General features: G+C 66.3%; 11 protein-coding genes. 2 read left to right on the top strand and 9 right to left on the bottom strand.

Annotated elements, in window-relative coordinates:
* Nucleotides 1–22: 22 nt before the first annotated feature.
* The 7 genes from LGM89_RS09875 to LGM89_RS09845 form a co-directional block, all read right to left on the bottom strand.
* Complete coding sequence (locus tag LGM89_RS09875; RefSeq protein ID WP_226272953.1) at nt 23–604, bottom strand: hypothetical protein; 582 nt, start codon at nt 602–604, stop codon at nt 23–25.
* The gene (locus LGM89_RS37145) at nt 601–1,329 is read right to left on the bottom strand and encodes a methyl-accepting chemotaxis protein (RefSeq protein ID WP_089498154.1); all 729 of its coding nucleotides are present in this window, start codon (nt 1,327–1,329) and stop codon (nt 601–603) included. Before LGM89_RS37145 ends, LGM89_RS09875 begins: the two co-directional genes overlap by 4 nt.
* A 22-nt stretch (nt 1,330–1,351) precedes the next feature.
* Nucleotides 1,352–3,733, bottom strand: a complete 2,382-nt coding sequence (locus LGM89_RS09865; RefSeq protein WP_226272952.1) for an ATP-binding protein — start codon at nt 3,731–3,733, stop codon at nt 1,352–1,354.
* 454 nt (nt 3,734–4,187) lie between these two features.
* On the bottom strand, nt 4,188–5,918 hold the full coding sequence (locus tag LGM89_RS09860; protein ID WP_089497248.1) for a cation acetate symporter: 1,731 nt from the start codon (nt 5,916–5,918) through the stop codon (nt 4,188–4,190).
* On the bottom strand, nt 5,915–6,223 hold the full coding sequence (locus LGM89_RS09855; RefSeq protein ID WP_043179330.1) for a DUF485 domain-containing protein: 309 nt from the start codon (nt 6,221–6,223) through the stop codon (nt 5,915–5,917). The genes LGM89_RS09860 and LGM89_RS09855 overlap by 4 nt, the downstream gene beginning before the upstream one ends.
* Nucleotides 6,224–6,876: 653 nt before the next feature.
* Nucleotides 6,877–7,284 carry a type II toxin-antitoxin system VapC family toxin gene (locus tag LGM89_RS09850; RefSeq protein ID WP_089497249.1) on the bottom strand — a complete coding sequence of 136 codons (408 nt, stop codon included), beginning with the start codon at nt 7,282–7,284 and terminating at the stop codon, nt 6,877–6,879.
* Nucleotides 7,281–7,523 carry an antitoxin gene (locus tag LGM89_RS09845; RefSeq protein ID WP_089497250.1) on the bottom strand — a complete coding sequence of 81 codons (243 nt, stop codon included), beginning with the start codon at nt 7,521–7,523 and terminating at the stop codon, nt 7,281–7,283. Before LGM89_RS09845 ends, LGM89_RS09850 begins: the two co-directional genes overlap by 4 nt.
* A gap of 214 nt (nt 7,524–7,737) precedes the next feature.
* Between LGM89_RS09845 and LGM89_RS09840 the strand changes: the two genes are divergently transcribed.
* Nucleotides 7,738–8,421, top strand: a complete 684-nt coding sequence (locus LGM89_RS09840) for an alpha/beta hydrolase (RefSeq protein ID WP_226272951.1) — start codon at nt 7,738–7,740, stop codon at nt 8,419–8,421.
* Between the two features lie 61 nt (nt 8,422–8,482).
* Here LGM89_RS09840 and LGM89_RS09835 read toward each other — a convergent pair whose 3' ends face one another.
* Nucleotides 8,483–9,994 (bottom strand): amino acid permease, encoded by a 1,512-nt coding sequence (locus LGM89_RS09835; RefSeq protein WP_226203804.1) that lies wholly within the window; start codon nt 9,992–9,994, stop codon nt 8,483–8,485.
* Between the two features lie 108 nt (nt 9,995–10,102).
* Nucleotides 10,103–11,509 carry an aspartate ammonia-lyase gene (locus LGM89_RS09830; RefSeq protein ID WP_089427816.1) on the bottom strand — a complete coding sequence of 469 codons (1,407 nt, stop codon included), beginning with the start codon at nt 11,507–11,509 and terminating at the stop codon, nt 10,103–10,105.
* Between the two features lie 142 nt (nt 11,510–11,651).
* Here LGM89_RS09830 and LGM89_RS09825 point away from each other — a divergent pair, with 142 nt between their 5' ends.
* Complete coding sequence (locus tag LGM89_RS09825; RefSeq protein WP_089474592.1) at nt 11,652–12,626, top strand: LysR family transcriptional regulator; 975 nt, start codon at nt 11,652–11,654, stop codon at nt 12,624–12,626.
* Nucleotides 12,627–12,628: the final 2 nt, after the last annotated feature.

Below are 12,628 nucleotides of genomic sequence, written 5' to 3'. Positions count from 1 at the left end.
CCTCATGGTCGGTCAGGGTCGGTCAGAACAGTTCGAGCTCGCCGCCGGTATCCACCGTGGCCGTTGCCGGCACATGGAAATCGACCGCCGCGTTCGCGCACACGCACAACGTCGCGCCGACCCGCACGTCGCCATCGAGCGTCAGGTCGTAGGCGGCCACGTAATCGGGCGAGAGCGCGTGCATGAAGTCGATGCTCGCGCCGCTCAGCAGGTAAGGCGTCGACATCCCGAGGTCGGGAAACGACGCGGTCAGCGCCTGGTTGATCGCGCCGCAACACAGGTTCGCGACTTCCATGAACGCGTCGGTCAATGGTCGCTGGCTGTTCGTGCCCGCTGTCGCGCCGGCGAAATGGCGGCGCGTCGCGTCGTCGTCGCTGAAGCGCAGCGCGAGCAGCAGGCGGAAATGCAGTGCGGAGATCGTCAGTACGACCACATGTTCGGGCGCCTGCGGCTTCGATCGCGACTTCGCTTGCGCGCGATCCGGCGCGTCGTGTTCGTGCCCGGCTCGCGGCCGGATGTCGCACGCGCCGCCTGCCGCGAGCCGCGTGCGCGCGGCATCGAAAAAGATCCGTTCGAACCCGGCCCTCGCCTGCGCACTGATCACGCGGCTTCTCCCTCGATCCGCGCGTGCAACTGCCCGGCCAGCGTCTCGACGGTCGCGAGCGCGGCCGTGATCATCTTGCCGCCGGCCTGGATGTCCTGGAACGTCGCGGCCGTCACGAGATCGTTGCGGTTCAGGCTGTCGCGATAGCTGTTCGACAGCTGCTGCGAGCGCGCGGCCAGCCCGCGCACCTCGCTCGCGACGATCGAGAAGCCGCGCCCGGCCGTGCCGGCGCGCGCGGCCTCGATCGACGCGTTCAGCGACACGATCGACACGTGCGCGACGATGGCCGACAGCTCCTGGTTCTTCGTGCGCATGTCCTGGTTCTGCGTGGTCAGCGAGATCATCTGCTCGTGCCAGCGCTCGAAGGTGCCGGCGAGCCCGCGCAGGCGCGCGGCTTCGTCGGCGATCTTCATCGCGTGCTGCGCGAGCGCCGCGCGATCGGCCGACAGCGCCTGCATCGCGTCGCGCTGCGAGCCGGCGGCGGACGTCTCGCGCGCCAGCGCATCCTCGAGCTGCGCCTCGCGCTGCGCCCATGCGTCGGCCGCCTCCGCATGCGCCGACGCGGCGTCGGCGACGCGCGCGTCGGCTGCGTCGAGCGCGCCGCGCAACTGCGCCGCATCGCGCTCGAGCGCCGCGACGAGCCGCATGCGCGTCACGCGAAACACCACCGCCGCCACGATGGCGACGACGGCACCGCCCGCCAGTGCGGCGGCCATCTGGATCATCCACGCCTGCCCGATCACGTCGTCACTCCGCCGCGTCGATGTCCGCGCTGCGTGCACGCTCGTGCGCGACGCCCTGGGCGGCGCCGTCGGCCGCGAAACGGGCCGGCAGCGTCACGATCGTCTCGAACGCGCGATACGGCGCGCCGACGCGATCGTCGGTGAAGCGCAGCGCGATATCGCCGCCGTCGCGCTTCAGGAAGTTGCGCACCGCGTCCATGCCGACGCCGCGCCCCGACACTTCGGTCACCGTGCTCGCGGTCGAGAAACCCGGCCGGAAGATCAGCTCGGCCACATCCTCGTCGGACAGCCCCGCGTCGTGGTCGGCATCGATCCAGCCGCGCTCGCGCGCGATGCTACGAATCCGGTCGAGCGCGAGGCCGCGGCCGTCGTCGCTCAGCACGAACCACAGCTCGCCGCCGCCCACGCCGACCGCGATGTCGATCGTACCGGACGCCGCCTTGCCGGCCGCGCGCCGCTCGTCGGACGATTCGATCCCGTGGTCCATCGAATTGCGCAGCAGGTGCATGAACACGTTCTTCAGCGTCGCGGCGATTTCGCTGCGCACGCGGTGGCCGTGGCTGTCGATATGCACGACCGGTGCCGGCTTGCCGAGTTCGGCCGCGAGCGACGGCAGCGACTCGATCACGCCGCCGAGCGCATCACCGATGCCCTGCGTGCCGAGCTGGCTCAGCATGCGGCGCACGGCGTCGCGCGCCGCGTGCCAGTCGGACGCGTTCGCCGGATCGGCGCCGTCGAGCACGCGCAGGCTCTCGCTGATGTGCGCGCGTTCGACCATCAGGAAGTCGGCGCCCTGCACCGCTTCGCCGCTGCGGCCGAGCGTGACCGCGTTGATCGTCGCGTAGTGCTCGACCGCGTCGCGCACGCGGGCCAGGTCGTCCATCAGCGCGTCGCGGTTCCACTCCGGGCCGCCGTCCGCGCGGCGCAGCGAGTCGTACGCCTGCTCCGCTTCATGGACGATGTTGGTCAGGTGCTGGAGGCTGTACGTGCGCGCATTGCCCTTGATCGTGTGCATGTTGCGGAACAGCGCCGCGACGATCGAGTGATCGGCGCGCTCGTGCTGGCGGATCATCCGCTCGTTCTCGCTGAGGAAGCCCTTCGCGCTGTGCACGAAGTCGTGGAACTTGTCCTGGCTGATCGACAGAATCTCGCCGATCATTTCGAGGCGGCGCTGCTGCTCGCCGGCCTGCGCGGTCAGCTCGCGAATCTCGGTCACGTCGCGCACGCACAGCATCAGGCGCACGACCGTGTCGGTCTCGTCGGTGATCGCCGACCAGCTCAGGTCGAGCCACTTGTCTCGGCCATCCGGCATCCGCTTCGCGACTTCGTTCACGAGCAGGTGCTCGTTGAACGCGAAGTTCATGCTGTCTTCGCCGAGGCACGCGTGCACGGCCGCATCGACCTGCGAGCGCGCGTCGGAACCGATGTTCGAATCGTCGAACACGAGCGCCATCAGGTCGCGGCCGGCGATATCGTTCGTCTCGAAGATGGTTTCGAGGTATGCCGAATACTCCGCATGCACGACGCCGCCCTCGACGACGGTCAGGATCCCCTGCTGCATGTTCTGCAGCATCGCCTGGATGTCGGCCGTCTTCTGCTTGAGCTGCGCCGAGTTCTCCTGGATCTTCTCGATCATCCCGTTGAACGCGACGATCGAATGGCCGATCTCGTCCATCCGGCCCACCGGCACGCGGCGCGTGAAATCCTGGCTCGTCGCGATCTCGCTCATCGCCGTCTGCATCCCGATCAGCGGGCGCGTGATCTGGCGATACAGCAGCAGGCCGAGTGCGGTCAGCAGCACGATCACCGTGCCGGCGACGCCCGCGATCGCCGTCGCCGTGGTCGACAGCATCCCGTTCAGCGCGCTGATCGCGTCGTCCTTCTGGCGGTTCTTCTCGACGCGCAGCGTGTCGACGATGCTTTCGAGTTCGTCGCGATACTGCGCGACGTTCGCGAACAGGTACGCCTGCGCCATCTCGGGCTTGCCGTCGGCCTTCATCTTCACGGTGTCGTCGATCGCCGCGAAATAGTTCGCGGCGCTCTCCTTCGCCTGCGAGACGAGCCCGACCTGCGCCTGGCCGACCGCCGACTTCGCCTGCACGTCGAGCGCGGCGCGCAGCGCGCCCTGCTTCGCCTTCAGCTCGTCGCGCGCCTGCGCGGCGGTGTTCGCGTCGGGCGCATAGACGAGCGTCATCGTCGCGATCTGGATGTTCTTCACATCGGCGACGAGATCCGCCGACGCGAGCGCGCTCGGCACGATTCCCTGGGTGACCTGGCGTACCTCGGACGCGCTCTTGCGGGTCTGGTACACAGCATAGATGCCGATCGCGGACAGCGCGAAGAACGTCAGGACGACTAGCAGCGTAATGCGATGACGGATGGTCATGAGTACAGCTCCCCGCAGCGATCCGGCTTCGACCGCCGTTTGGTCTATTGAAAGAATGTGAGCGCCGAATTATCGGGGATGGTGTATGACGCTCCGATGACCGGAAATCAATCATTCATTGATAAAAACGAAATGAATAATTGCGACGAAAGCGCCCTAAAGGTTTGCCTGGATCTGCCGTTAACCTCATGCCACAAGGCTTCGGTCGGCGATCCTGCGCGGCCTTTGAATTCCAGGTTCGGATATTTTATTTTTATTTATTTAATCCGCGAATTAGCCGCAATCGGGCTTTCGTAAAACGTTTGCGCATTATCGACGAATTCAGTCGAGTTCGCGATTTTTTATTGCCGGGCGTGATTCTACGGACGGATGAAAACGATTCCGCCCGCCCCGGAGCGACGATACATGGACTGCATCGTCGGCCCCGGTGCGGGCTTGAGCGGCTAACGACCGGTCAGTGGCTGCTGGCGCGCGTCGCCCCCAGCCCCGTTTCCGAACGCACCTGCTGCGCGGCGAACGCGCCCTTCTCCGCCTTCGCGCGCAGGCTCGTGTCGAGCACCGAGAACAGCCACACGCCGACGAAGCCGATCGTCATCGAGAACAACGCGGGCGACGTGTACGGGAACCATGCCGAACCCTTCGGATAACCGAGCGTCGCCTCCCACACCGACGGCGACACGATCGTCAGCCCCACCGACGAGACCAGCCCGAGGAAGCCGCCGATGACCGCGCCGCGCGTGGTGCAGCCCTTCCACATCATCGACAGGAACAGCACCGGGAAATTGGCCGATGCCGCCACGGCAAACGCCAGCGACACCATGAACGCGACGTTCTGCTTCTCGAACGCGATGCCCAGCAGCACGGCGATCACGCCGAGCACCAGCGTCGTGATGCGCGACACCTTCAGCTCGTCGGCACTGTTGGCCTTGCCGTTCTTGAAGACGGTGGCGTAGAGATCGTGCGACACCGCGGACGCACCCGACAGCGTGAGCCCGGCCACCACCGCCAGGATCGTCGCGAACGCCACGGCCGAGATGAAGCCGTAGAACACGTCGCCGCCCACCGTCTTGGCCACCAGCACCGCGGCCATGTTGGCCGTGCCCGCGCCGCCCTTGATCACGCCCTTGGCCACGTCGGCCAGTTCCGGATTGGTCAGCACCAGCGTGATCGCACCGAAACCGATGATGAAGATCAGCACGTAGAAGTAGCCGATCCACGTGGTGGCCCAGAACACGGATTTACGCGCTTCCTTCGCATCCGGCACCGTGAAGAAGCGCATCAGGATGTGCGGCAGGCCGGCGGTGCCGAACATCAGCGCCATGCCGAACGAGATGGCCGAGATCGGATCCTTGATGAACCCGCCCGGCGACATCACCGACAGCCCGATGCGGGTCGCGTCGTCCGGCGACTTGCCGGCATTCGCGGCGATCGCGGTCTTGACTTCGACGGCATGGGCGAACAGCGCCTCCGGGCTGAAGCCGTACTGCGCGAGCACCATGATCGCCATGAAGGTCACGCCCGCGAGCAGCATGCACGCCTTGATGATCTGCACCCAGGTGGTGGCCGTCATGCCGCCGAACAGCACGTAGACCATCATCAGCGCGCCGACGATGACGACCGCCACCCAGTAGTCGAGACCGAACAGCAGCTTGATGAGCTGCCCCGCGCCCACCATCTGCGCGATCAGGTAGAACGCCACCACCACCAGCGTGCCGATCGCGGCGAAGCTGCGGATCGGCCCCTGCTCGAAGCGATAGCCCGCGACGTCGGCGAAGGTGAACTTGCCGAGGTTGCGCAGCCGCTCGGCCATCAGGAACGTGATGATCGGCCAGCCGACCAGGAAGCCGATCGAGTAGATCAGGCCGTCGTAGCCCGACGTCATCACCGCCGCGGAAATGCCGAGGAAGGATGCCGCCGACATGTAGTCGCCCGAGATCGCCAGGCCGTTCTGGAACCCGGTAATGCCGCCGCCGGCCGTGTAGAAATCCGCCGCGGAACGCGTGCGCGACGCCGCCCACTTGGTGATCCACAACGTCCCGGCCACGAACAGCGCGAACAGGACGATGGCCGTGGTGTTGGTCGCCTGCTTGGCGGTCTGCCCGACATCGCCGCCGCCCGCGACGGCCGCGCCGCATACGCCCGCAGCCAGCAGCGCGACCAGCGTCATCGAAAGTGTCTTCTTCATTGGGCGACGTCCTGCAGGATGTCCTGCGTCAGTTGATCGTATTCGTTGTTCGCGCGGCGCACGTAGATGCCGGTGATGACGACGGTGAACACGATCACCGCCATGCCGACCGGTACGCCGACACTCGTCACGCCGGTGCTCACCGGCTTCGCGAGGAACGACTTGTCGAATGCGATCAGTGCGATGTAGCCGTAGTACACGATCAGCATCAGCACGGTCAGGCAGATACCGAGCGTGTTGCGCCGTCGCTTGAGCTGCGCATACTTCGGATGCGCTTCGATTTTTTTCACCAACCCATCATGCATCGCCTGTCTCCTGGTTTGCTTTTTGAATGAGTTCGGCGATTCTGAAGAGCGAAGCTGACTGCGGGCTTACTCGGTCTTTCGCGAGTGGCACCGCGAGGACTATGGTTTTCCCTAGCGGTACGGGCGCTGTGGCGCTGTCGCACGCGAGCTGCTTATCACGTGTTCTCCACCGTACATCGGGCACGCCTCAATGGCGATGCCATTTCGGCGTCGCGATGCGGGTTGGTCGAGACGCAATTTCTCGACAGTCGTCAATCAATGGATATTCGCGCGCAGCAGGCGTCACTCACATCGATCGAGCGATGGCGGGGATAGGAGTGTCGACGGAGCATGCCGTCGGTGCGGCGTGAAGAATCTGAAGCCTTTTTTTGCCGTCGGCCCGTTGACATCCCGCCCCCGCCGGCCGCGCTTGCGTAGTGGTCGACAAGATCGAATCGCGGATCTTCATGCTCTTATTCGTCGTCCGCGAATCGAATTGCTTGCGAGGGGTTTCCACGAGATGGCGGATTCGCTGCGCCGCCAGCGCATCCCCCGCTGCACGCGCTGGGGAAAAATACGGAGTTGAAGTCGACGGTGATTCGGTTGCGGTGACGCGAAACGGGCACCCGCGCGCCGGACGATTCCACTCCCGTTGCAGCCTGACCGCCATGCGATCAGTTTTCACGCGCGTCGGCGAGCCAATCCTCGACCTGTAGCCCCGGAACTCGCGCAAACTCGCGCACGTTATGCGTGACGAGCACCAGACGCCGCGCGCGTGCCTGCCCGGCGATCAACGCATCGTACGGACCGATCGGGGTGCCCGCCGCGGTCAGATGCGCACGAATCTCGCCGGCGTGCTGAGCATCTTCGACATCGAACGCCACCCCCTCGAACTGAAGTGCCTCGACACGTGCCACGTTCGCAGCCGCTCTCTGGCTCTTGTAGGCACCGTAATAGAGTTCATGCGCGACGATCGCCGGCATGCCGAAATCGGCTGGCTGATACGTGCGCAGCCGTGCCAGCATGGCCGGCTCGCCTTTCAGGATGGCGATTACCGCGTTGGTATCCAGCAGAAATTTCATTCGAATACGTCCAGATCCGGTCGCTCCTGAGCACCAGGCTCGGTCGTGGCGGCGGCTTCGAAATCGGCGTCCACCGGGCCGATCAGCGGCGTGAGCCAAGCCCAGTCTTGCGGCACCGGCTCGAGAATCACGGATGAACCGTGGCGACGAATCCGGACCTCGGTCGTGTCGAAGCGGAAATCCTTCGGCAGACGGACAGCCTGCGATCCGCCATGCTTGAAAATCTTGGCAGTATCCATCCTCGCCCCTCGTGTATCTACGAAATGTATCTATTTTAACCATTCCGCGCGCTGATGACGAGTCACCCGATCGGTATATGAACAACGAGCAACGTGGCATCGCGGGACACCCGATTCATTCCCACTGGGAAACAATCAATCGCACGGCGGCGATTCACGTCGCCGCCCGCACGCCCTAGACTGTCGCATCGCTCCCCTTTCCGGACCCCACGCAATGCCCAACGTCCTGCCGCTGACCACCGATCCCGAGTCGGGCCTCCAGTACCGGCTGCGCCCGGCCACTGGCCGCCCCGCTGCCCGCCTGTTGCTGCTGCATGGCGTCGGCGGCAACGAAACCAACCTGCTGAACCTGGCCGACGTCATCGATCCGCGCATCGAGATCGCCTTCCTGCGCGCGCCGCTCGCGTTCGGGCCCGACCAGCATGCGTGGTTTCCGGTGCGCTTCGGCCCGAACGGCCCCGAAATCGACGCGGCCCGCGCGGACGCGAGCCGACTCAAGCTGATCACGCTGCTCCGCAGCTTCCGTGGCAACGATGACGCGGGCGCCGCGTTGCCGACGGTGATTGCCGGCTTCAGCCAGGGCGGCATCATGAGCGCGAGCGTCGGCCTCACGTCGCCGCAGGACGTCACCGCATTCGCAGTGCTGTGCGGGCGCATCCTGCCCGAAATCGATCCGCTGATCGCGCCGCGCGATGCCCTTCGCCCGCTCCATGCGCTGATCGTGCACGGCCGCGCCGACGACAAGCTGCCCGTCGCGTGGGCCGACACCGCCGACGCGAAGCTCACCGCGCTCGGCGTCGCGCACGAAACGCGGCTGTATGCGGCCGGCCACGAGCTGACCGCGGAGATGGCCGGCTCGTTCGCCCGATGGGTCGGCGAACGAGCCGGTTTGAACTGACCTTGGCGGCACGCCGGGGCGCCGGCCGCGAACGACCCGGCGCGCCCGGCGCATACCGTCTTCAGGCGCCCCGCACCGGATCGGCAACGGCGCGCGTGGCCGAAGATGCAAGCGCATCCGCCGCCTGCTCGCGCGCCGCACCACGCTTCGCCAGCTTCCAGCCGACCACCAGTGCGAGCACGACGACCGGAATCGTCGCGATGGTCCACGTGCCGCCCGGATAGTCGAATGCCATCAGCACCAGCACGCCGACGAGGAAGGCCAGCGTGAGCCACGACGTGAACGGCGCGCCGGGCATCCGGAACGACACGGCCTTCAGCTCGCCGCGATCGACCGCACGACGGAACAGGATCTGGCACATGACGATGAAGCCCCACGTCGTGATGATCCCGAGCGACGCCATGTTCAGCACGATCTCGAACGCCTGCGCCGGCACGATGTAGTTCAGCGGCACGCCGATCGCATTGATCGCGACCGTGATCAGGATCCCGCCGTACGGCACGCCGCGTGCGTTCATCCGCGACACGAAGCGCGGCGCCGATCCGCCCATCGCGAGCGAGCGCAGCACGCGCCCGGTCGAATAGAGGCCGGAGTTCAGGCTCGACAGCGCGGCGGTCAGCACCACGACGTTCATCACGGTGCCGACGTACGGCACGCCGAGCTTGCTGAAGAACGTCACGAACGGGCTTTCGTGCGCGCTGTACGCCGTCCACGGCAGCAGCATCGTCAACAGCACGACCGAGCCGACGTAGAACAGCGCAATCCGCCACATCACGCTGTTGATGGCTTTAGGCAAGACCTTGCGCGCATCGGCCGTCTCGCCCGCCGCGACGCCGACGAGCTCGATGCTCGCGTACGCAAATACGACGCCCTGCACGATCAGCACGGCCGGCAGGATGCCGTGCGGGAAGATCCCGCCGTGATCCGCGACCAGGTGAAGCCCCGGCATCTGCCCGGCGACCGGATGGCCGCTCGCGAGAAACACGGCGCCGACCGCGAGGAACACCGCGAGCGTCCCCACCTTGACGAGCGAGAACCAGAACTCCATCTCGCCGAACACCTTCACGCCGATCATGTTCATCACCGACACGATCCCGAGCGCGCCGAGCGCGAACACCCACTGCGGCACGTCCGTGAACACGGCCCAGTACTTCATGTAGATCGCGACCGCGGTGATGTCGACGATGCCGGTGGTCGCCCAGTTCAGGTAGTACATCCAGCCCGCGACGAACGAGGCGCGTTCGCCCATGAACTCCCGCGCATACGACACGAAGCTGCCGCTGGTCGGCCGGTGCATCACGAGCTCGCCGAGCGCGCGCATGATCAGGAACGCGAACACGCCGCAGACGAGGTACACGAGCGCGAGCGCCGGCCCCGCGTGCTGCAGGCGCCCGCCCGCACCGAGAAAGAGGCCCGTGCCGATCGCGCCGCCCATCGCGATCATCTGCACGTGCCGGGGCTTCAACTGCTTCGCATAGCCGGCTTCGTGCGACGCGAACATCGCATCCGGGTCGGCATGTCGGGAATCCGCGCCACCGGCCGAATCGGCCAGGCGCTCGCTGCTGTGGGTCATCGTGTGTCTCCGTTGTTTCTTGATGTGTCGCGCCCCGCGCGGGGGCGCGTCGGATGCAGTCGCATGCAAGCCGCCGGCGTCACGCACCGACGGCCCGCGCAGCCGGCGTCAAAGCACGCGCGGCCGGATCAGTGCTTCGGGTTGCAGCGCTTCCTCGACCTGCGCAGCGGTCATCCACTCGCGCTCCAGCACGACCTCGCGGATCGACTTGCCGGTCGCGTGCGCTTCGGCTGCCACGGCGGTCGCGCGCTTGTAGCCGATGTACGGGTTCAGCGCGGTCGCGAGCGCGACCGAGCGTTCCATCGTTTCGCGCAGCCGCTCGGGATTCGCGGTGATCCCGCTCACGCACCGCTGCGCGAGCGTCGTGCAGGCGGCCGTCAGGTGGCTGAAGCTGCGGAACAGCGCGCTGGCGATCACCGGCTCGAACGCGTTCAACTGAAGCTGCCCGGCCTCGGCCGCGAAGGTCACGGTCAGGTCGTTGCCGAACACCTCGAAGGCGACCTGGTTGACGACTTCCGGGATCACCGGATTCACCTTGCCGGGCATGATCGACGAGCCGGCCTGCACGGGCGGCAGGTTGATCTCGCCGAACCCCGCGCGCGGGCCGCTCGACAGCAGCCGCAGGTCGTTGCAGATCTTCGACAGCTTCACCGCGATCCGCTTGAGCACGCCCGACACCTGCACGAACGCGCCGCAATCCTGGGTCGCTTCGATCAGGTTCGGCGCGGTGCTCAGGTCGAGCCCGGTAATGCGCCGCAGCGCCGCGAGCGCCTTCTCCGCGTACTGCGGATGCGCGGTGATCCCCGTGCCGATCGCGGTCGCGCCGAGGTTGATCTCGCGAATCAGCCAGCCGGCTTCCTGCAGGCGCGCGATGTCTTCCGTCAGCATCACCGCGTAGGTCGAGAATTCCTGGCCGAGCGTCATCGGCACCGCGTCCTGCAGCTGCGTGCGGCCGAGCTTCAGCAAGCCGGCGAACGCGTCGGCGCGCTCCGCGAACGCATCGCGCAGGCGCGCCATCGCCTCGAGCAGGTGCTCGACCGCGAAGCAGGTCGCCACGCGGATCGCGGTCGGATAAACGTCGTTGGTGCTCTGCGCGAGGTTCACGTGCTCGTTCGGATGCAGGTATTCGTACTGCCCGCGCGCGTGCCCCATGAGTTCGAGCGCGCGGTTGCAGATCACCTCGTTCGCGTTCATGTTGGTCGACGTGCCGGCCCCGCCCTGGATGATGTCGACGACGAACTGGTCGTGCAGGCGCCCTTCGCGGATCTCGACGCACGCGGCGGCGATCGCATCGCGGTACGGCCGCGGCAGCAGCCCGAGTTCGCAGTTCGCGTCGGCCGCGGCCTCCTTCACTGCAGCGAGCGCCATCACGAAGTACGGCAGCGACGCGATGGTGCGGCCCGAAATGTCGAAATTCTCCTTCGCGCGCAGCGTATGGACGCCGTAGTAGGCCTCATTCGGGATGCTTCGCTTACCTAAAAGATCCGCTTCGACGCGGAAGCCGTTTTCTGTCATCGTGCCCCTCCTGGATGTCTCGTGCCGCTCGTCGTGCGCCGCTTCCCGACGCGACGGGTTCGCATTCTATGCCTTTGCAAAAACAACCTCCCTTCTGTATTATCGAAAGCGGTTTTGCGTGGCACGCAACAATGAGAATCGGATGAAAAAAGGCGCGAGGGAAACCGGCATCGATCACATGGGCGCGATGCGCGCGTTCGTCAGGGTGGTCGAAACGGGGAGTTTTTCGGCGGTCGCCAAGGAGATGCACGTGTCGACGTCCACCGTCGCACGCAAGGTCACCGCGATCGAGGAGGCGCTCGGCGTCGCGCTGCTGCACCGCTCCACGCATAGCGTGACGCTCACCGAAGCCGGCCATATCTACCTGGAACGCGCCGTCACGCTGATCGCCGATCTCGACGACACCTTGCGCGTGGTCGCCGAGCTGAATGCGCAGCCGAGCGGCCCGCTGAAGCTCACCGCGCCGGTGGCGTTCGGCCGCCGCCATCTCGCGCCGCTGGTCGCGCCGTTCCTCGCGCGCTACCCGACGATCCAGCTCGACGTGCGGCTCACCGACAACCACAACGACCTCGTGGCCGGCGGCTTCGATCTCGACATTCACGAAGGCGAGAACTACCTGGACAACCTCGTCGTCCACCGCCTGTCACGCAACGACAGCATCCTGTGCGCGACGCCCGGCTATCTCGACCGCTGCGGGCGCCCGGTCACGCCGGACGACCTCAAGCAACACAACTGCCTGCGCTACGTGCATCCGGAAGGCGATCCGCGCTGGGATCTCGTGAACGGCGACGCGCATCACAGCGTGCTGCCGGCCGGCAACCTCGTCACCGACCATTCGGAGCTGCTGCTCGAAGCGACCTGCGCCGGGCTCGGCATCGCGGAGTTCGAGATCTGGCTGGTGCGCGACCTGCTCGCGAGCGGCCGGCTCGAAGCCGTGCTGCCGCGCTACCGGCTGCAGAACCGGCTGACGGGCGAATACATCTACATCGCGTACCTGGCGAACCGGCGCAGCTCGGCGAAGCTGCGCGTGCTGAAGGACTTTCTCGCGGAACACCTCGCGCATATCGGCGAGTTGTCGGCGCTGGAGCTGACGAAGATTCGCGGCGCGAGCGTGTAGCG

It is taken from the genome of Burkholderia sp. AU31624 (assembly GCF_020420065.1).
Lineage (GTDB): Bacteria > Pseudomonadota > Gammaproteobacteria > Burkholderiales > Burkholderiaceae > Burkholderia.
The sequence above is the reverse complement of the archived record's forward strand: the minus strand, read 5'-3'. Positions and strand labels throughout refer to the sequence as shown.